The sequence below is a fragment of the Kocuria carniphila genome (genome assembly GCF_004136555.1).
In the GTDB taxonomy this organism is placed as follows: domain Bacteria; phylum Actinomycetota; class Actinomycetes; order Actinomycetales; family Micrococcaceae; genus Kocuria; species Kocuria carniphila.
Genome location: NZ_NOIT01000005.1, coordinates 18403 through 39471 on the forward strand (window position 1 = coordinate 18403; position 21069 = coordinate 39471).

Below are 21069 nucleotides of genomic sequence, written 5' to 3' on the forward strand. Positions count from 1 at the left end.
TCTCACTAGCGAGGCTGAACTCCGTCCCGAGCGCGTCCTGACATCTGTGTCGCAGGATCGCACGCGAATGACGGTTTTCCTTATGAACCTCCGCCAAAAATGTCACCGAGGGCCGCGTTGGCGTCGGGGTAACGAGAACATGTCCCGAGCATAGAAAATTTAAGCGCGTTCTGACGGCCCATTTCTGCCCGACGACCAGGCAAAAGACCTGACCACGCACCGACGACAAGGCCCGCCATGTCGCGTTAGCTCCCCTAACAGGTGCAGAATTGGAAGTTATGACAAACAACACCCCGGGGGAGCCGCGCGCCACGACCGTGCCGGTCACGCCCAATTCGCACATAGCTCCGCAGGATCCCAGCGGAAAAACGTTCTTCGGCCAACCGCGCATGCTGTCCCACCTGTTCAGCGTGGAGATGTGGGAGCGTTTCTCGTTCTACGGCATGCAGGGCCTGGTCCTCTACTACATGTACTACGCCGCGGTGGATGGCGGACTCGGGATTCCCGAGAACGTGGCCGTGGGCATCGTGGGCGCATACGGCGGTAGCGTCTACCTCAGCTCGATCCTGGGTGCCTGGATCGCTGACCGGCTGCTCGGGTCCGAACGAACCATGTTCTACTCCGCGCTCCTCATTATGGCGGGCCATATCTCCCTGGCTCTGCTCCCCAGTGTGGCGGGTCTGGCTATCGGCCTGATCTGCATTGCCATCGGTTCCGGTGGCCTGAAGACCACGTGCGTCGATATGGTCGGTCACCTCTACGAGCGCGAAGATCCGCGCCGTGACGCCGGCTTCTCGCTCTACTACATGGGCGTCAACATCGGTGGTCTGGCCGGCCCGCTGCTGACCGGTGCAGCGTGGGAAGCCTGGGGCTTCCACTTCGGCTTCGGTTTGGCAGCCATCGGCATGGCCATCGGCCTGATCCTCTACACCCGCGCTCGCCGTAAGCTTCCCCAGTCGATACACCACGTTCCCAACCCGCTGCCCCGCTCGGAGTACGGCAAGTGGATCACCATCGCTCTGGCCGCCGTGGCCATCATTGCCGTTGCCGCGCTGCTGGGCGTCCTGAACGCCGCGAACCTCGCCAACGTCATCACCGTGGTCGTGATTTTGGCGGCCATCGCCATCTTCACTATGTTGCTGCGCGACAGGGACCTCAGCTCGGATGAGCACTCCCGCGTGATCTCGTTCATCCCCATGTTCATTGCCACTGCGGCATTCTTCGCACTGTTCCAGCAGCAGTTCACGGTCATCGCGATCTACGCGGACACCCGCCTCAACCTGAACCTCTTCGGCTGGGAAATGCCGCCGTCCTGGGTCCAGTCGATCAACCCCGTGTTCATCATCCTGCTGGCACCCGTGTTCGCCGCCATGTGGACCAAGCTGGGTCGCCGTCAGCCCACCACGCCGGTCAAGTTCGGTCTGGCGTTGCTGCTGATCGGCGCCGCGTTCCTGACCTTCCTGCCCATGGTGGGTCACGTGTCCGTGCCGCTGATGTGGATCGCTCTGATCCTGCTGATCGCCACGCTCGGTGAGCTCATGCTCTCCCCGGTCGGTCTGTCCCTGACGACCAAGCTCGCACCGAACAAGTACCCCGCGCAGATGGTCGCTTTGAACAATCTGGCCGTCTCGCTCGGTACCACCCTGTCCGGCGTGCTCGCGGTCTACTACACCTCGGACACCGAGGGCGCCTACTTCGGCACCCTGGGCCTGATCACCGCGGCGCTGGGCGTTGTCCTGCTCCTGCTGGCCAAGCCCATCACGCGCCTCATGCGCGGCGTTCGGTAAATACTCCACCGACGACGTCGCTCCGGCCGTTCCGAACGCCCCGCACCTCTTCGAGAGGCGCGGGGCGTTCTGCACCCGACGAGCGCCGTCGTCGCTGGGAGACCGGTCGTGGCTGTAAAAAACAGGGTTTCATCAGGTAAGCGTCAGGCGTATCGCAATCATTTTTATCGCCCTTTGACTAGCGGAAACGAGGAAATAGAAGACCCTCCAGGACTCCGACACGTTCGTCTTAATATACCCACCGGGTGGACAATAATGTGGTATGAGACACACCGCACCAGGGGATGGTGCCGCCACAACCGCGCCGGGTTCCCCCAACCTTCACTTTGATCCCCACAACCCCTCGGGCAAGCACTTCCTGGGCCAGCCACGCATGTTGGCCAACCTGTTCAGCGTGGAGTTGTGGGAACGGTTTTCCTTCTACGGTATGCAGGCGCTCGTCCTGTACTACATGTACTACCAAACCACCGACGGTGGTTTAGGCATTGACGAAGGCGTAGCAGCCGGGATCGTGGGCGCCTATGGCGGCACCGTGTACTTGTGCTCCATCCTGGGCGGTTGGATCGCCGACCGTCTGATCGGTTCCGAACGGACCATGCTCGCGTCAGCGGTGCTGATCATGATCGGGCACCTCTCACTGTCGCTGATTCCTCACGTGGCCGGCTTGGCCATCGGGCTGGTGTGTATCGCGGTAGGTTCGGGTGGCCTGAAGACCACGTGCGTGAACCTTGTGGGCACCTTGTACAGCCGCCAGGATCCGCGCCGCGATGCGGGCTTCTCGATTTACTACATGGGTGTGAACATCGGTGGCCTGTTCGGTCCACTCCTGACCAGCTTCGCGTGGGGTGCCTGGGGCTTCCACTGGGGCTTCGCCCTGGCGGCCATTGGTATGGCCTTCGGCCTGACTCAGTACGTCCTGACGCGCAAGGGTTTGCCCGAGACCGTGCACACGGTGGCCAATCCCTTACCCCACTCGCAGTACGCCAAATGGGTCGGCATTGCGTTGGGCGGCATTGCTCTAATTATCGTTCTGTTCTTGACGGGCGTATTGAACCCGACCAATCTGGCCGATGCCGTGGTGCTGGTCACCGTGCTAGCAACCATCGCGTTGTTCACCATGATGCTGCGTGACAAGGAACTCTCACCGGACGAGCACTCTCGCATCATCGCGTTCGTGCCGATGTTCATTGCCACAGCGGCATTCTTCGCACTGTTCCAGCAGCAGTTCACGGTAATCGCGATCTATGCGGATACTCGTCTCGACCTGAATTTCTTCGGTTGGCAGATACCTCCGTCATTGGTGGTGTCCATCAATCCGTTCTTCATCTTCGTCTTCTCCTTGGTGTTCGCGGGAGTGTGGACCAAATTGGGCAATCGGGCCCCCGCAACGCCCACCAAATTCGGCATCGCACTGTTGCTGATCGGCGCCGCGTTCTTGCTCTTCCTTACGCAGGTCAATTCGGACCCGGTATTCATCGGCTGGATCGTTCTGATCCTGTTCGTGGCCACCATGGGTGAGCTGTTCCTGTCTCCGGTTGGCTTGTCGTTGGCCACCAAACTCGCACCGCGCAAGTATCCGGTACAGATGGTCGCTCTCTTCAACCTTGCTCTCGCTCTGGGCACGGCGCTATCCGGTTCGCTGGCCTCGTTCTACTCCGCTGAAAACGAGACCGCCTACTTCGGCACGTTGGGTGCGGTCACCGTTGGTCTCGGCATCCTGATGTTGGTGGCGTCCAAACCCATCCTCAATCGCATGCGTGGCATTCGGTAGTTCCTTCACAGACGACGCCGCTCCGGCCGTTCCGAACGCCCCGCACCTCTTCGAGAAGCGCGGGGCGTTCTGCACATCGTGTTGCCCTATGAAGTGTGACGTGAATCGCCTACATTGACCTCACGTAACAATTACGTTCGGCACCGCCTCACAGTCCCTGATCTCACCTCGGATTGTGGACAGCGCCCCCTTGTAGCAAGAGGTCCTCATGAGCAACGAAACGTCCCCCGGCCAAGGTGCCACTGCGTCGTCGGCGGGAGTCAAAGGCAACGATCCGAAAACCGGTGAATCCCACGAACTGAAACGGGTCATGGGACCTGGACTACTGCTGTTGTTCATTGTGGGCGACATCTTGGGCACCGGCGTCTACGCTCTGACCGGCAATATCGCCGGCGAAATCGGCGGTGCTGCGTGGGCACCCATCCTGATCGCTTTCGCGGTGGCCACCATCACCGCGTTCTCCTACCTGGAGCTGGTCACCAAGTACCCGGGTGCCTCGGGCGCAGCTCTCTACACGCACAAGGCCTTCGGCATCCACTTCATCACCTTCCTGGTGACGTTTGCCGTGCTGTGCTCCGGCCTGACATCTGCCGCTACCGCTTCGTCCGCAGTAGCATCCAACTTTGCTAAGGGCTTCCACCTGGAGCTGAGCCCGTTCGGTATCTCCGTGGTAGCCATCGTGTTCCTGGGCATCCTGGCTCTCATCAACCTGCGCGGTGTGTCCGAATCCGTGAAACTCAACGTGGTGCTCACGTGCATCGAACTCACGGGCCTGCTGATCGTGATCCTGGTGGGCTTCTGGGCCGCATCTCAGGGCAATGCGGACTTCAGCCAGACCGTGGTCTTCGAAACCTCCGAGGACAAGAGCATCTTCATGGCCCTGACCGCGGTAACCTCCTTGGCGTTCTTCTCGTTCGTGGGCTTCGAGGACTCGGTCAACATGGTCGAGGAGACCAAGGACCCCACTCGGAACTTCCCTCGCGTCATGCTGCTGGGCCTGAGCATCACGCTGGTGGTCTACGTGCTGGTCTCGATCTTCACCGTGGCCATCGTGCCCATCGGTCAGCTGGGTGAATCCACCACCCCGTTGCTGGACGTGGTACGTATCGGCGCACCGGGTATTCCGATCGACTCCATCTACCCGTTCCTGACCATCATCGCCGTGGCCAACACCGCGCTGATCAACATGCTCATGGCATCCCGTTTGCTCTACGGCATGGCGCGCCAGGGTGTGATTCCCGGGATCCTCGGCAAGGTGCTCCCGGAGCGCCGTACGCCGTGGACCTCCATCATCTTCACCACCGTGCTGGGCATGGCCCTCATCCTGATCGTCAACAACTTCATGGGTAAGGGAACGGCTTCAGCCCTGGGCGGCACCACGGCATTGCTGTTGCTGGCCGTGTTCACGGTGGTCAACATTGCGGCGATCATTTTGCGCCGTGACAAGTCACAGGAGGATCACGCGTACTTCCACGCTCCCAAGGTCCTGCCCTACCTGGGCACCATCACCTGTGCCTACCTTCTGGGCCCGTGGGCGCAGGACCCCATCGAGTACCAGATTGCCGTGATACTCATTGGGCTGGGCGTGCTGCTCTGGCTGCTGAACTTCCTCTACGACCGTTTGTTCACCGGCCGCCGCACCCGCTTCCACCACCCGGAAGATCTCGCACACCTGGAAGACACCGACCGCTAAAGCATTCGTTCCTCACGTACCAGGGAGACACCCATGAGCATTGTCGTCGGCTACCTACCGACCCCCGCCGGACGCGCCGCACTGCGGGCCAGCATCGGCGAAGCAAAACTACGTTCCAGCAAACTGGTCATCGTTCAGGCACCCGCACCCAAGCAACGCTTCGGACGTCCCGCCGAACAGGAATCACCGGCGGCGTCCGCCGAAGACCAGGAGCTGTTGGCCGAGAGCGGCATCGATCACGAATTGGTGTCCGTCCACCCGGACAGCGACCCCGCGGACGCCATCCTGGACGCGTGTGAACGCGTCACTGCCGAGCTGCTGGTCATCGGAACGCGTAAGCGCACGCCGGTGGGCAAGCTCATCATGGCGCCCACCACTCAGCGCATCCTGCTGGAGGCCACTTGCCCGGTGCTGTGCGTCAAGGCCGGGTACACCGTGGACGACTGATTCGCCCAGCAGCTACTAGGCCGCCCGGTCTTCCTCCGCCTCGTTGAGGTCGAAGGTCGGGCGGCTTTGCTGTGCGGTCACGGGCGCTTCCCACGACGACGCCGCGGTCGCGCCAGTTGCGCTTCGTTCGCCAGTCACGGTGCTGGTCGCACGCTTGGATCCCGGTGCAGGCACCGTGACATCTTTCTGTGTCCAGCCGAATCCATAGGCCAGAGCTGGCACCAAAGCATTCGATACTGCACAGCCGATCATCACACCAGCCCACGCCACCGGGATGGAAACCAGCACGTCAAGCGGAAAATGCGCGGTTGCGTATATACGGCTGAGTCCAACGAGAGCCACAAACGCAAGACCGAACAATAGAATTCGGTTGTGTTTGGAAGAGCGGAAATTCACGAGTGTTAAAGCCAACACGATCGCGAGTGCGCCACCAGTGTGTCCCGACGGGAAGGACGTGGCGCCGTCGAGCGCCAGAAGTTGATCACCGGTCATCAAAGACGGGCGTGGGCGCTCTGCAGCGACCTTGACCAGACCGATCGTGGCCCAACCCATGAGGGACGTGATGAGGAACGCGGTGGCGTCCAGGGGTCGTCGCCGGAAGACGGCGAGCCACCCGGTGATCATGGCGATGATCAATACAATGCCCGCATTGGAGAGCACAGCCTGGACCGCCATGGCAATGGCGTCGAATACTGCGTTGCGGTATTGGACAAGCCCCTCGAGCAACGCGGTCTCCCCGTGCGTGATTTCCGGTGAGACCACCAGCAATCGACCGACGGTCGCAACCAACAACACCGTGACCAGAGGTACGGCCACTCGGTGTCGCAGTTGCGGCAAGCGCCACGGGGACCCGCCCGGCGAGGGGGAAGTTTTCTGCGCCGGATAGGTCATAGATCCATGGTGTCACTCATCACCGAGTGATTGCTGAAATCGCGCACCAGAGCCGGTGAGCCTGGAGGTTTCACGTGAAACGAAAAAATGTAATGAACCCCTCTTCGTTTGTATTCTCTTATCGGAATGTGCTGTTCGCGACAATTATGACGTCGTCCGGAATCGACTCATCTACTCTGCCGTTATAACTCTGAACTGACCCAATCCACCTCGATCCCAGGAGCCACCGTGCCCGAGAATCCCCAGTACCCACAGGTTTCGCAAGACGACGCACTCAAGCACATCGACAACAACGGCGTGGCCATCTACTGGCGTCCCGGGTGCCCATTCTGTGAGCGCCTTGAATACGGATTGGGTGAGGACGGCCAGAAGGCCACGTGGATCAATATCTGGGAAGATCCGGCGGCCAAGGAGTACGTAGCCTCCCTCAACGATGGCAATTCCACGGTTCCCACGGTGGTCACCAAGAACACCCATTTCATCGCGGCGGATTCGGATGCACCTGACCAGGTTCGTCAACTGCTGGCCAACGCCACCCCCGCGACCGCAGACTGAGGGAGTCAGTACCGGTAATCACAGAAAGCAGGATGACTCATGGCTGATCACTACCATTCTCCGGAAGACCTCAAGCTCCTGGGTGAGCTGAAGAAGCTTGCACCCGAGGAGTTCACCAAATTCGCGACATTCGACGCGGCCATCGGTCGCGAGGGCGGTCACATCGACCCCTTGAACCGTGAGCTCATCGCCATCGGTGTCGCCCTGACCACCCAGTGCCCCTACTGCCTCGAAGTGCACACCAAGAAGGCCAAGGCCGCCGGTGCCACACGCGAGCAGATCGTGGAAGCGGGCATGGTCGCCGCAGGTCTGCGCGCCGGGGCCGCCGTGACCCACACGGCCATGGCACTTCGCCTGTTCGACGAGGCCTGAGCCCAAGCTGTTTCACGCGGCACCGTGACCGCACCGTGAGGAACCGCGCCGCGCGCTTCGTGTCGGCGCGGTTCCTTTCTCGTGTGACTTAGTCGCCGTAGGGCCAAGGGGCTATGAGCACTCGTCCGAGAGCCAACCACGCCTAATTAGTCCGAACCTCTGTCGATCAGGAGCTTTGTCTTCGATAGTTGAAGACGGGCTACACTCCGGTGCAAGAGAATCTTCACAGGAAATCGAGGACGACGATGTCCCTGCACTCCACGTCCGCCCCCTTCGAAGCGGCCCCGGGCTCACAGACGTCTTTGCGCGTGGCCAATCAGCGCCGGGTGATCGATGCCATGCGCGCACTGGGTACCACCACGCAGGCGACCATCGCGCGCGAAACAGCCCTGGCGCCGTCCACGGTGTCCTCCATCGTGCACGAGATGGTGACCGCGGGAGTGCTGGCTATGGATTCGTCACACGGGGGCCGCCGTGGGCAGCTAGTCCGGTTCAGCGACAACGCCGGCTTCGTGGTGGGCCTCGATGTGGGCCACCGCCACCTCACCGTGGCCGTGGCGGATCTCAATCAGGACATCAAGGCTCGTCAGCGATTTGATCTGCCCCGAGGCCATTCGGTCACCGAAGCGCTGGACACGGCCGATTCCACCTTGGACGCCATGGTTCGGAAGCTGAAGATTCCTCGGGTAAAACTACTCGCCGCCGGATTGACCGTGCCGGCCCCCGTAGACCTCGAAGGACGCGTGGTGAGCGCCGGGGCCATCCTTCCGGCCTGGGCCGATACCGATGTCCGTGCCGCTGCCTCCGGCCGACTCGGACTCCCGGTGGCCGTGGAAAATGATGCGAATGCCGGGGCGGTGGGTGAGTTCTCCCAGGGCGCCGGACGCACCGCCCAGAACATGGCCTACATCAAGGTCTCCCACGGCGTGGGTGCCGGCCTGATCCTCAACGGCCGACTGTTCCGAGGAGCCACCGGTTCCGCCGGGGAGCTCGGGCACATGACCCTGGACGAGCAGGGTGACGTCTGCCGCTGTGGCAACCGCGGATGCCTGGAAACGTTCATCTCGTCCGAGGCCGTCCTCACCCTCCTGGGCGCCACCCGCGGCCCCGATCTCACGGTCGCTCAGGTTGTCGACGCCGCTCTGGCCGGGGATGTCGGCTGTGCTCGCGTCATCGGGGACACCGGTCGCACCCTGGGCACCACCGTGGCGAACCTGTGCAATCTCATCAATCCGGAGCTCGTGGTCGTGGGTGGCGAATTGGCCCGCGCGGGTGATCTGCTGTTGGCTCCGCTACGGGAGATCGTGTCTCGCTACGGTGTACAAGGCTGCACCCGGGACCTCGCGATCACCGCCGCTGAACTCGGCCCGGAAGCGCACCTCACCGGGGCGCTGATCATGGCGCTCGAGAACGTTTCTCTCACCGTTTAAGACACACCCACGTTTTTTGTGTTCAAGACATGGACATTTAGTGATCCGGGTCCTAATCTTGATCCACTACCGGCAAGCGTACTTCCGGTTACCGTCCCCACAGCGTCCTATGCCCTGGGGCCTGCATTCTTACTTCGTTACAGCAAGGGAGCTGCGCGATGAGCCAAGCAGCGCACGCAGTACCGTCCGAGCGTCACGACGCAAACACCGGCGCGGTCATCAGAATCACAACGGTCGCTGCTTTCGGTGGCCTGCTCTTCGGTTACGACTCCGCCGTGATCAACGGCGCGGTGTCCTCCATCCAATCCCGCTTCGACGTGGGTCCGGGTCCCCTGGGCTTCGCGGTGGCAGCGGCACTGCTGGGTGCCGCGGTGGGTGCCTTCTTCGGCGCCCGCATTGCGGACCGCACCGGTCGCATCCTGATCATGAAGATCGCCGCGGTCCTGTTCCTGGCCTCAGCGATCGGTTGTGGCCTGGCTAATGACATCACCACGCTGGTCATCTTCCGCGTGGTCGGAGGTGTGGGTGTGGGTGTGGCCTCCGTGATCGCCCCCGCCTACATTGCCGAAGTTTCCCCTGCGCACCTGCGCGGCCGGTTGGGCTCGCTGCAGCAGATGGGCATTGTGCTCGGTATCTTCCTGTCGCTGCTCATTGACGCCCTGTTGGCCTACTGGGCCGGCGGGGCAGCCAACGAGCTGTGGCTGGGTCTCGAGGCCTGGCGCTGGATATTCCTGGTCATGGCCATCCCGGCTGTCATGTACGGCATCGGCGCGTTCACCATTCCCGAGTCCCCGCGTTACCTGGTGTCCCGCGGCCGTGATGACGAGGCTCGCTCCGTGTTGACCAGCATCCACGGCGATCAGGTGGCCGAGGAGCGCGTGGCCCGCATCCGCGAAACCATCAACAAGGAACACAAGCCCCGCTTCAGCGATCTGCGTGGTTCCCTGGGTGGTCTCAAGCCCATCGTGTGGGTCGGTATCGGCCTGGCAGCCCTGCAACAGTTCGTGGGCATCAACGTGATCTTCTACTACTCCAACGTGTTGTGGGAGTCGGTGGGCTTCTCGGAGTCCGATTCGTTCGTGATCTCGGTCGCCACCTCCGTGACCAACGTGTTGGTAACCATCGTGGCCATCTTCCTGGTGGACAAGGTGGGCCGCCGCCCTCTGCTGCTCATTGGCTCCACCGGTATGGCCGTTTCGCTCGCAACCCTGGCCATTGTCTTCGCCACCGCCAGCAAAGTCATGGTGGACGGTCAGCTCACGCCGGTGCTCGGCCCCGTGGCAGGTCCGGTCGCCCTGATCGCTGCCAACCTGTTCGTGATCTTCTTCGGTGTCTCGTGGGGTCCGCTCATGTGGGTCCTGCTGGGCGAGATGTTCCCCAACCGCATCCGCGGTGCCGCACTGGCCGTGGCCGGTGCCGTGCAGTGGATCGCCAACTGGGCCGTCACCGTCACCTTCCCGGCGCTGTCCAACTTCTCGCTGGGTCTGGCCTACGGCATCTACGCGTTCTTCGCGGTGGTCTCGCTGATCTTCACCATCAAGATGGTCTCCGAGACCAAGGGTGTGGAGCTCGAGGACATGCACGACTGACGCTTTATCCCACCCGATCCGATCGCCCTGGTTCCGTACGCGTGTACGGGACCGGGGCGACGTCGTACCCGCTGCCTTCCGCGCGTGGCTGCGGGAGGGTCATAGTTTGTCGGATTAACAAATATGCCGCTCCGATACCCCCACCCCGGGCGTTCTCGGGTAGTTTCGAGTCTGATATTCGCGGACGATCCCCGTGGAATCGCCCACAATCTTCACGACTTTTCAATGGCGAAATGAGGACCTCACGGTGACCCAATCTTCTTCGGAACAGTCCACAGCAGGACGTAAATCGGCCGGCCACGTGATCGTGGATTCCCTGGTCGCCCACGGCGTGGAACGCGCGTACGTCGTGCCCGGCGAGAGCTACCTGGATGTGCTGGACGGCCTGTACAAGTCCCCCATCAATACCGTGATCACCCGCCACGAGGGCGGCGCCGCGTACATGGCCGAGGCCGACGGCAAGATGAACACCGTGCCCGGCGTAGCCATGGTGACCCGTGGCCCCGGTGCCGCCAACGCTCACGTGGGCCTGCACACCGCGTGGCAGGATTCCACTCCCATGGTGCTGTTCGTGGGGCTGATCCCCTTCGAACATCGCGAGAAGGAGGCGTTCCAGGAGTTCGATCCGCACCAGTGGTTCGGCTCTGGCGCCAAGCGCGTGATGGTCCTGGACCACGCCGAGCGCGCCTCCGAATATGTCGCCGAGGCCATGTTCGCAGCGGCGTCCGGCCGCCCCGGTCCCGTGGTGGTCGGTTTGCCCGAGGACGTCATCACGCGCGAGATCGACGCGACCCTGCACCCGCGGATTCCTGTTGCTGGTGGCGGTATGACCGTGACCGACTGGAAGGCTCTGGAGAGCGCGCTCAAGGAATCCGAGAAGCCGCTGTTCGTGACCGGCGGTAACGACTGGACCCACGAGGGCGCCCAGAAGTTCACCCAGTGGCTCGAGGAACATCACATCCCCGCCGCAGCCGAGTGGCGCACGGAGGGTACCGTGCCGTTCAACTCCCCGTCCTACGTGGGCCCCATCGGCTATGGCCGCCCGCGACCCACCTACGACCTGCTGGAAGAAACTGACCTGCTCGTCTTCGTGGGAACCGTGCCCGGTGACGTGATCACGGACGGTTTCCTGGTGCGTCAGGACTGGTCCAAGAAGAACTTCATCGTGACCATGGACCCGTCCATGCGCGGCCGTTCCGGTGCCGTTTCGCATCAGATCGTGGCCAAGCCGGACGTATTCGTGCGCGACCTGGTGCGCATGGACCTCCCGGTCAAGGACGGCTGGAAGGACTGGTGTGGTCGCATGCGGCAGCAGCAGGTCGACTTCGCCGAGCCAAAGGACACCCACCCGGAGGACGGCCCGGCCACCATGGACACCATGATGGCCAACTTGGTGGAAAACCTGCCGGAGGACGCCATGGTCACCTTCGGCGCCGGAGAGCACACCAACTGGGCGCACCGATACTTCCCGACCAATGGCTACGCGTCCATGATTTCGGCGCGCAACGGTTCCATGGGGTACTCGGTACCCTCCGCCGTGGCAGCGTCCCTGAACTACCCGGGCCGCCGAGTGATCTCGATCGCCGGTGACGGTGAGTTCCTCATGAACGGTCAAGAGCTGGCCACCGCCGCGCAGTACGGCGCCACGCCGTTGGTCATCGTGATGGACAACCAGGAGTACGGCACCATCCGCACGCACCAGGAGAAGCAGTACCCCAAGCGCGTGTCCGGTACCCAGTTGACGAACCCGGATTTCGCGGGCATGGCCACCTCGTTCGGTGGTTTTGGCGTGCGCGTGGAGCGCGAGTCCGAGATCCCGGGTGCGCTCGAGGAAGCCTTCAAGGCCATTGACGAGCAGGGCACGTTCGCGCTCATCCACCTGATCGTGGAGCAGCGCCACAAAGCATACTGATCCAGTTATAGATACTGGTCAGATAGCTGACGACGCCGCTCCTGGAACCTTTCGTACGGAAAGTCCCGGGAGCGGCGTCGTCGCGTTCGAGCGTGGGCGACTAGCGCAGCGGGTGCTCTGCCTGGTCCTTGTGCATCCGACCGGCGAAGACCGCAATGACGCCGAGCAGAGGCGTCACGATGGCCACGCCCCAGAAGATCGCCTCGGGCGGCAGGACCTGTGAAACCGGTCCCGCCACCGCCATGGATACGGGCATGAGCGACAGGGACACGAAGAAGTCCAGGGATGAGATGCGCCCAAGCATGTGCACGGGGACGCGGCGCTGCAGCAGAGTGCCCCAAATGACCTGACCAGCGCCGCCCGTGGCACCGAAGACACACAACGCGATCGCCATGACCCACCACGAATCGGTCATGCCCACCAGGCCGAACGGCAGCGTGCCGAAACCCCACAGCCAGATCATGGTGGTGAGGTAATTGCGCGGCAGGGGCATGGATGCCGTGATGATCGAACCCAGCGCCATGGACACCCCGTACAGACCGAGCATCGCACCGTAACTGGCCACCGTGCCGCCCAGCCGGTCCACGACCAGGAATGGGACGAGCACCTCGAGCGGGCCGATGAACAAGAACACAGCGCTCATGGCCCACAAGAGCGTCCAAAGCAACCACGGAGTGCGCACCGAGTAGAGGAAACCGTCCACCAGATCACGCAAGATGGACGTGGACGGCGCCGTGTTGGAGCCTTGCGGTTCCTCCTCCCCGAACCTGCCGCTCGTTGGGATGCGCAGAAACATCATCAGGACGAACGCTGCGGCGTGGCACACGGCAATGGCCACCACGGCGAGCGCTGGGAAAGCCAGGCCAGCGAGGAAGCCACCCACCGCGGGACCGGCAGCGATCTGCAAGAGCGGTCGGGCGGTCCCCTCCACACCGTTGGCGGCAAGCAACTGACTGGCCGGCAGGATCCTCGGCAGTGCGGCCGAGTAGGCGGGGTAGAAGAATCCCAAGGAGCCTGCGAACACGAACGCGGCGATCGCCAGGTGCCACATCGCAAGGTTGCCGGTCCATGTCAGGAGCACGATCACAGAAGCGGTCAGAAAATTGGTGGCTTCCACGCATCGCAAGATGATATTCAGCCGCACGCGATCTGCCGTCACCCCGCCCACCAGGACGAAAACCACCGCGCCCAAGGCACCGGCCGCGGTGACCATGGACAGATCCACGGCCGAACCGCCCAAGGCCATGACCTTCGCGACCAAGGCGACCGCCCACAGTCCTGATCCGAACACGCTCATGCACATGGCAAAGGCCAGCACCGCGAAGGCCGGGGTACTGAAAGGTTTGAACGCGCGGGGAAGTAACATTGGGATTAGCCTACAACTATGTATCACGTTGTGATATAAAGCGTCGCCCTCCAGGGGGCCAAGCTACTCCATGAAGTACCGTTGAAGCGGTTATTTTCATGCAGTTCCCCCAGCGAAGGAGCCCCAGATGCGCGCAACCCACGTGCCGGAAACCGGAGTCATCACCGTGCGTGAATGGCCCAAACCGCAGGCCACTGAGCCGGGCACGTTCGTGGTGCGGATGACGGCGGCATCAGTCTGTGGTTCGGATCTGCACGCGGCCCTGCACGGCACGCTGCATCCCAAGGGTCCGGAGCGCGCGGGCTACCCGGGCCACGAGGGCGTGGGTGTCGTTTCGGAGTCCAACTCCGAGAAGTTCCCCGTGGGCACCACAGTGCTGTGCGTTCCCCCGGGTGAGTTCGGTGGAGCGTTCGCGGAGTACATGCTGCTCGACGACGACCACGCCGTGGCTCTGCCCTCGGACGTGAACAGTAACGATCTCACCCAGATGCGCCGCTACATGATGGCCCAGCAGCTGGGCACGTGCATTTACGCGTTCGACCTCTACTGGCCCACCGAGGTGCCCGCGCGCACCGCGGGCACGTGCGTGATCATGGGCGCCGGTTCCGCGGGCTTGTTCTTCCTGCAGGACGCCCTGCGCCGCGGTTTCGACCAGGTCATCATTTCGGACAAGGAACCTGCCCGCCTCGAGATCGCCCGCAAGCTGGGTGCCCGCGCCGTGCTGATCCCGGACGAGGACCTGGGCACCGTGGTCTCCGAGCTCACCGGCAACAACGGCGCGGATCTGGTGATCGAGGCCGTCGGTTCCGATGAGTTGCGCACCCAGGCCGTGGACATCGTGGCCAACCGCGGCATCGTGGGCTGGTTCGGCCTGTACGAAAGCTTCGAACCTACTCTCGTGCCGATCTTCGAGGTCTTCCGCAAGTGCGTGCGCCTCCAGGGTTCCGTGGCCGCCCAGTCCGAGCCCGGCCTCAAGTCCTTCCACGAGGCTGTCCGTCGCATCCACGACGGCGAGGTCGAGGTCGACTACTGCCTAGGCCCCACCCACACCTTGGATCAGGTGGCAGAGGTGCTGCGCATCGCCGAACGCGGCGGCGACGGCCAGGTCAAGTTCACCATCGTCCCGTAACCCCGCTTTTCACCGCCCGACGACGCCGCTCGGGTACCTTGCGTGCGCAAGGTACCCGAGCGGCGTCGTCCGCGTCGATGGCAAAAGCCCAGGAAGACTGGCCATTCGGCCATGTCAGAGCGATCTACCCCGGGGTAGATTAGGACGTCAGAGGTAATCAATAAGTCACCGAGCGGACCGAAGGAGTGGATTGTGCCGATCAAATCCTTCATGGGACTCGTGCGAGGCGAGCGCGATCACTCCCGCCCCGAATTCTTCGAGGGCGTCGCCACCCCGGCCAGGATCCTGGTGTTCGTTGCGGCCGTGGTGGCCTATTTCTCGGTGTCGGCCCTGTGCACGTGGCTGCTCCCGGACGTCATCACCCGGGATCTGCTGGGCGAGGTCATTCCGCGCATCATCGCGGTGGCTTCCGCTGCTCTCGTGTTCATGACGAGTGAGCGGCTATTGGCGCACACCGTGGAGGCTACGGAGCATCCTTCGGGAGGGGCAGGGTCACCGTAAAGCGGCAGCGACCGTGTGAGTCCTCATCGACCGCGATGGTGCCACCGTGGGCGAGCACGATCTCGCGGCTGATGGCCAGGCCCAATCCGGATCCACCGGTATCCCGGGCTCGTGAAGCGTCCAGGCGGACGAACCGTTCGAAGACCTTGTTCTGATCTGCGGGGGCAATCGTATCGCCGTTGTTGATCACGGTGAGCACCGCATTCGTCTCGGTCGCGCTCAACCGCACCTCGATCAGCGACTCAGCATGGCGACCCGCGTTGGACAGCAGATTCCGCACCACGTGCTGCAGCTTTGAGGCGTCCGCACGCAGGCGCACCGGCTCGATGTAGACCGTCAGTTCCTGGTCCAGTGCGGGTCGGATCCGGGCGATCTCGTCCGACACCACCTCGTCCATGTCGGTGTCGGCAACGCGCATGTCCAGGCCGGCGTCGTCCGCGCGGGCGAGGGTGAGGAGGTCCTGCACGAGCTGACCCATGCGCTGGGACTGGGAGACGAGCACCGGGGACAGCTCTTTCCAGGCCTCGCCGGAGGGATCGCTGCGGGCCACGTCCAGCGTGGTGGACAACGTGGCCAGCGGCGAGCGCAGCTCGTGGGACGCATCGGCCACAAAGCGCCGTTGTGCCTGATCCGACGCCTGGAGCCGGTCCAGCATCGCGTTCATGGTGGAGGCCAGCTGAGCAATCTCGTCGCGGGTGGGCGGCACATCCACGCGTTCGTCCAGATTGGACCCGCCGATGGTGCGCACCTGGTCGGTGATGCGCCGGACCGGCCGCAGGGAACGGCCCGTGAGCCACCACATGGTCAGCGCGCCCAGGATCACGAGGAGCGGGCCCACCACCAGCACGAACACCGCCACGACGGTGAGGGAACTGGTCTGCAGGTTGACGGGAACGGCCACCACCAAGGTGTGGGGTTCGTCGTTGACCACTATGCCTTCGGAGACATATACAAAATCGTTGGGGATGCGCAGGAGGCCTTGGTCGTCGGTGCGCGATTCGAACGTGGCACCCGGGGTGAGCGCCGGTGAGTTCAAATCAATGTCCCCGGTCATTGCGGGTGAGGAGGCCACGACCGAGCCCTCCTGATCGGTGAGCTGCACCAGGACACCGGGTTGGCCCACCGCGCGCAGCAGATCCTCGGGGTCCGCTTGGGACCACACGTAGATCACGCGATTCTCGGGAGTCTCCTGCCCGTCCACCAGACGCGAGAGCACCTGCTGCTGACTGGTCACCGCTTGATCATGGGCGGTGGAGACAATGTTGCGCTTGAGCACTTCCAGCAGGAGCACACCCGCCAACAACAGCACCACGATCATGAGCAGTGCCGCAGCGAGCGTGGTCTTGCGCCGCACGCCCCACCGCCGGCGCACGCCCAACATGCTCATGCCGCGGAGGTATCCGCGACCAGTCGATACCCCATACCCCGCACGGTCTGCAGCGTGTTGAGGCCGAAGGGAACGTCGATCTTCTTGCGCAGATACCCCACGTAGACCTCCACGATGTTCTCCGAACCCTCGAACGCGGCATCCCACGCGTTGTCCATGATCTGCAGTTTGGACACCACGGTCTCCGCGTTCTGCATGAAGTACTGCAGGATCACGTATTCCTTGGCGGTCAGTTCGATCACCGTGTCCCCGCGGGTGACCTTGTGCCGGGACGGGTCCAGTTCCAAGCTGCCCACGGTGATGTTGACCGGTCGCTCCGGGGCGCCGCGCCGGATGAGCGCTCGCAACCGGGCCACCAGGACCATGAAGCTGAACGGCTTGGTCAGGTAGTCGTCGGCGCCCAGGTCGAACGCGTCGGCCTCGTCGTACTCGCCGTCCTTGGCGGTGAGCATCAACACGGGCGTCCAGTTCTTGGCGGCACGAATTTCCTTGAGGATCGTGTACCCGTTCTTACCGGGCAGCATGAGGTCCAGCACGATCACGTCGTACGGGTTCTCCTGGGCCAGCCACGCACCGGTGACGCCGTCGTTGGCCACGTCCACCACGAACCCCTCGTTGGTGAGTCCACGGCGCAGCGACTCCGAGAGGTCCGCCTCGTCATCGACGACCAGTACACGCATTCATCAAGCCTTTCCAGCGGAGCGGGTTGTCTCCCAGCTCCCACGGTATTCGACAGCCCATCCGAGGGCACCCCTCAAGAATGCCGCCTATTCACTGAAGGGGTTCTGAGCACCCGCTCCACCTCGGTCCGTCAGTTCTTCTGCGGCCGTACGAACGGGAAGGACAACACGTCGCGGATGGTGGTGTCCGTCATGAGCATGACCAGCCGGTCCAAACCGATGCCCAGGCCGCCAGCGGGCGGCATACCGGTTTCCAAGGCGTACAGGAAGTCCTCGTCCACTTCCATGGCCTCCACGTCACCGGCGGCCGCTTTCAGCGACTGTTCGGTCAGGCGACGGCGCTGCTCCACGGGATCGGTCATCTCCGAGTACGCGGTACCGAGTTCCATGCCGTTGGCCACCAAGTCCCAGCGTTCCACGAGCCCCTCCTCGCTCCGGTGGGGCGCGGTGAGCGGCGAGGTTTCCAGGGGGAAATCGCAGTAGAACGTGGGCTCGATGGTCTGCGGTTCCACCAGTTCACCGTAAAGCTCTTCCAGCACCGCACCCGGACCCATGCCGGGCCCGATCTCCACACCGTGGTCTGCGGCGATGGTCAGCAGTGTCTCGAAGTCCGTGTGGATGCTGACGTCCTGCCCCACGGCTCGACTCACGGCATCCGTCACGGTCACGACCGGCCACGGTCCGGACACATCCGTCAGCACGGGAGCCGCCTCCGGATCGCGGACGTCGCGCAGTGGCAGCACCGCGGATCCGTGGAGCGCTACGGCCACCTGCTTGATGAGCGCCTCCGTCAGCCGCTTCATGTCCATGTAGTCCGAGTAGGGCAGGTACGCCTCGAGCGAGGTGAACTCCGGGTTGTGCGTGGCATCCGCGCCCTCGTTGCGGAAGTTACGCGAAATCTCGAAGATGGGCCCCGCCCCCGCGACCAACAGCCGCTTCAAATACAGTTCCGGCGCGATCCGCAGCGACAGGTCCATCCCGTACGCGTTGATGAACGTCTTGAACGGCCTGGCGGACGCACCGCCGTGCACCGTGTTGAGCACCGGAGTTTCGACCTCGCGGAATCCCTGATCCGTGAGGTAGTCGCGCACCGTTTCCATGGCCAGCGAGCGCTGCTTCAGCAGTTCCAGCTTCCCGGGGTGCACCAACAGATCGGTCGACCGCTTGCGCAACCGCGCCTCCGGGTCCTCGAAGCTCTCCCACGGCACCGGTTGCAGCGCCTTGGACGCCATGGTCAGGTGCCGCGCGAGCACGGATTCCGTGCCATTGCGCGAGACACCCCAGTCACCGTCCACGACCACCAGGTCCCCGGAATCCAGATTGACGCGCAGCACGCTCCAGGTATCGTCCATGCGCTCGCGGTCGAGCACCACCTGCACCGTGCGCCCCGCGTCCGTGAGGTCCATGAACAGCACGCCGCCGTGGTCACGGAGCTTGCGGATCCTGCCGCTCACACGCACGGACGACGACGACGCTTCGCCCGCCTCCCGACGGGCCATCAGTTCCGCCACGGAGATTGCCGGGGCCAAACCCACCGGATAGGGGGCGATGCCAGCTTCCGCGAGCGCTCGCGCGTGGCGCAAACGATGCCGGGTCTGCTGCGATCGCCGCGGTGCGAGTTCACGCAAGCGAGGCGGTTCGTGATCGAGCTCGCGAATGGCGGCCAGAGCGGCGTCGTCGAGCTGGCGATCCGGTGCGGAACGCACGAACGGCGAGGGCAGGAATCCCTCGACCTGCGCGGTGGTGGACGCCATGCGAGGCAGCGAAAGCGCGCTGTCAAAGCATGCGTAACGCGGGAACCATTCGGGGAGGTACTTGGCGTTGGCGCGGTAAAGGCTCTCGAGCTGGAAGAAGCGATCCAGGAATCCCAGCACCGACGAGTTGAAGCGCGTGATCACGCCGGCACCCAGCTCTTCGGCATCGGCGAAGACACCGCGCAGCATCGCAAAGTTCAAGGACACCTCACGAATTCCGCGAGCGGCACCGAAATTCATGAGTTCGGACACCATCAGTTCCGTGGTGCCGTTGGGGGCGTCCGGGGAGCGTCGCATGACATCCAGGGACAAACCGCGCCGCCCCCAAGGCACGAACGACAACAAACCCTTGACCTGACCGTGTTCGTCGCGGGCCACCACCACGGTGCAATCCCCGTCTGCGGGGTCACCCCAACGATTCAAGGCCATCGAAAACCCGCGATCCGGCTCGTCCCCGCGCCACTGATCGGCGAGCGCACCCAACTCCGCGAGCGCCTCCGCAGACAGTGCATCGTGGTTGCTGATCTCGACTTCCAGCCCGCGCTGCCGAGCATGGCGAACCGCGCGGCGCACGTTGGTCATGGACGAATTGGCCAGTGAGAAGCGCTCCGGATGCAGAACGGCCTCGTCACCCATGACCAGAACGCCCATTCCCTGGGCGGCGAAAGCGCGGGCGCCATCCGCAGAGGCGGACGTGACTGCCGGAGTCCACCCGTAGTAACGGGCATGCCCCAACCAGGCCTTCACCGCGGCGGGCCAATTCGCTCGGTCACCCACGGGGTCGCCAGAGGCGAGGCACACCTGCCCCACGACCCGATAGGTGATGGCCGCGCGACCATCCGGGGAGAACACGGCGTTCTTGTCGCGCCGAGTGGCGAAGTAGCCCAGCGAATCCTGATCCCCGTACTGCGCGAGCAAGGTGCGCAACGCGACTTCTTGCCGGGGCGTCCAGGTGGTCTCCTTGGAGCTGGAACGCAAGAACATGAACACCGCGGCCACCAACGTGAGCGCGAGCAGCACCGACACCAGGCCGGGCAACCAATCGGGCACTTGGTGCCTGAACTGCGGGTTGGGTGAGTAGATCCCCAAACCCCGATTGATCGCTTCCACGAGCACACGACCGTCATCGCTGGCCGACTCCGTGGAGATCAGCAGGATCACGTGAGTCATCGCCACAGTGAATAGGGCACCCACCACGAGCGTGACCATCGCGGCAACGGTGCTCCTGGCCCTGGTGCGGCCAGGGAAGGCCGCTCGCATCCACCAGGCCAACACCAACGTGGACACGCCCACCACCAGTGCGGTCACATCCATCACGAAGAAGCCCCGGGTCAGTGGGTCTGCCAGTGTTTCCTGGATCCCGACCTCGGCCGCGTCCAACAGATTCAACACCGATCCGAACACTCCCAGGACCTGCAGCACAGCGACCAGGACCAGGGCGATCCGCTTCCGGCGGATCAACGCCCCCGTGACCAAGGCCAACAGTGCGACCGAGGCCAGGGAGGGCGAGACAGGCAGGTTCAGCGCCCCCAGCACCATGTACGGCACCGGGGAAATGACGGCCAGCCATTGCATGACGGTCAGGATGAGACCGAGCAGCGTGGCCATGGCGAACACCCACGTGAGGATGCGCGCACCCCGTTCTTGTGCCGGGGTGGGCAGCTGGAAGTTACGCTGTCCGGATTCCCCCGTTAGCTGGGGGTCACCTGCCAACTTCCTGCTGTTTGACTCTTTGGTCATTCACTCGACTCTCTTCGAATTACTATGTGTGCATCGGCGACACTCTATTTCTATTTCTTGTGGGC

The 21069-nt window shown here is 63.3% G+C and carries 16 protein-coding genes; 11 read left to right on the forward strand and 5 right to left on the reverse strand.

Annotation, left to right across the window (positions count from 1 at the left end; all coding sequences use genetic code 11):
- Positions 1-278 precede the first annotated feature (278 nt).
- The 4 genes from EWV37_RS04760 (at position 279) to EWV37_RS04775 (ending at position 5698) form a co-directional block, all read left to right on the forward strand.
- Entirely contained in the window at positions 279-1787 is a 1509-nt protein-coding gene (locus EWV37_RS04760) for a peptide MFS transporter (RefSeq protein WP_095797235.1), read from the forward strand.
- Between the two features lie 262 nt (positions 1788-2049).
- Positions 2050-3558, forward strand: coding sequence for a peptide MFS transporter (locus EWV37_RS04765; RefSeq protein ID WP_129700157.1), 1509 nt, complete (start codon positions 2050-2052; stop codon positions 3556-3558).
- A gap of 208 nt (positions 3559-3766) precedes the next feature.
- Positions 3767-5251 carry an APC family permease gene (locus EWV37_RS04770; RefSeq protein ID WP_095797233.1) on the forward strand — a complete coding sequence of 495 codons (1485 nt, stop codon included), beginning with the start codon at positions 3767-3769 and terminating at the stop codon, positions 5249-5251.
- 33 nt (positions 5252-5284) lie between these two features.
- Positions 5285-5698, forward strand: a complete 414-nt coding sequence (locus EWV37_RS04775; RefSeq protein WP_095797232.1) for a universal stress protein — start codon at positions 5285-5287, stop codon at positions 5696-5698.
- A 15-nt stretch (positions 5699-5713) separates the two neighbouring features.
- On the opposite strand, the gene EWV37_RS04780 is transcribed toward EWV37_RS04775, so the two are convergent.
- The gene (locus EWV37_RS04780) at positions 5714-6589 is read right to left on the reverse strand and encodes a phosphatase PAP2 family protein (protein ID WP_095797231.1); all 876 of its coding nucleotides are present in this window, start codon (positions 6587-6589) and stop codon (positions 5714-5716) included.
- Positions 6590-6817: 228 nt separating this feature from the next.
- Between EWV37_RS04780 and EWV37_RS04785 the strand changes: the two genes are divergently transcribed.
- The 5 genes from EWV37_RS04785 to EWV37_RS04805 all read left to right on the forward strand — a co-directional run bounded on the left by EWV37_RS04785 (position 6818) and on the right by EWV37_RS04805 (position 12447).
- Positions 6818-7144: a glutaredoxin domain-containing protein gene (locus EWV37_RS04785; protein WP_095797230.1), complete on the forward strand. Its 327-nt coding sequence runs from the start codon at positions 6818-6820 to the stop codon at positions 7142-7144.
- Between the two features lie 39 nt (positions 7145-7183).
- Entirely contained in the window at positions 7184-7516 is a 333-nt protein-coding gene (locus EWV37_RS04790; protein ID WP_095797229.1) for a carboxymuconolactone decarboxylase family protein, read from the forward strand.
- 245 nt (positions 7517-7761) lie between these two features.
- Positions 7762-8946, forward strand: a complete 1185-nt coding sequence (locus EWV37_RS04795; protein ID WP_095797228.1) for an ROK family transcriptional regulator — start codon at positions 7762-7764, stop codon at positions 8944-8946.
- 158 nt (positions 8947-9104) lie between these two features.
- Complete coding sequence (locus EWV37_RS04800) at positions 9105-10535, forward strand: sugar porter family MFS transporter (protein ID WP_129700159.1); 1431 nt, start codon at positions 9105-9107, stop codon at positions 10533-10535.
- A 247-nt stretch (positions 10536-10782) separates the two neighbouring features.
- The gene (locus tag EWV37_RS04805) at positions 10783-12447 is read left to right on the forward strand and encodes a thiamine pyrophosphate-dependent enzyme (RefSeq protein WP_095797226.1); all 1665 of its coding nucleotides are present in this window, start codon (positions 10783-10785) and stop codon (positions 12445-12447) included.
- 100 nt (positions 12448-12547) lie between these two features.
- On the opposite strand, the gene EWV37_RS04810 is transcribed toward EWV37_RS04805, so the two are convergent.
- Positions 12548-13813 carry an MFS transporter gene (locus tag EWV37_RS04810; protein WP_095797225.1) on the reverse strand — a complete coding sequence of 422 codons (1266 nt, stop codon included), beginning with the start codon at positions 13811-13813 and terminating at the stop codon, positions 12548-12550.
- 127 nt (positions 13814-13940) lie between these two features.
- Here EWV37_RS04810 and EWV37_RS04815 point away from each other — a divergent pair, with 127 nt between their 5' ends.
- Positions 13941-14942: a zinc-binding dehydrogenase gene (locus tag EWV37_RS04815; RefSeq protein WP_095797224.1), complete on the forward strand. Its 1002-nt coding sequence runs from the start codon at positions 13941-13943 to the stop codon at positions 14940-14942.
- Positions 14943-15134: 192 nt separating this feature from the next.
- Positions 15135-15443 (forward strand): hypothetical protein, encoded by a 309-nt coding sequence (locus EWV37_RS04820; protein WP_095797223.1) that lies wholly within the window; start codon positions 15135-15137, stop codon positions 15441-15443.
- Here the strand turns inward: EWV37_RS04820 and EWV37_RS04825 are convergent.
- The 3 genes from EWV37_RS04825 to lysX all read right to left on the reverse strand — a co-directional run bounded on the left by EWV37_RS04825 (position 15406) and on the right by lysX (position 21004).
- Positions 15406-16830, reverse strand: coding sequence for a sensor histidine kinase (locus EWV37_RS04825; protein ID WP_129700161.1), 1425 nt, complete (start codon positions 16828-16830; stop codon positions 15406-15408). The two genes, EWV37_RS04820 and EWV37_RS04825, sit on opposite strands and share 38 nt — an antisense overlap.
- Positions 16827-17510, reverse strand: coding sequence for a response regulator transcription factor (locus tag EWV37_RS04830; RefSeq protein WP_129700163.1), 684 nt, complete (start codon positions 17508-17510; stop codon positions 16827-16829). The genes EWV37_RS04825 and EWV37_RS04830 overlap by 4 nt, the downstream gene beginning before the upstream one ends.
- Positions 17511-17641: 131 nt before the next feature.
- Positions 17642-21004, reverse strand: a complete 3363-nt coding sequence (lysX, locus tag EWV37_RS04835; RefSeq protein WP_129700165.1) for a bifunctional lysylphosphatidylglycerol synthetase/lysine--tRNA ligase LysX — start codon at positions 21002-21004, stop codon at positions 17642-17644.
- Positions 21005-21069 lie beyond the last annotated feature (65 nt).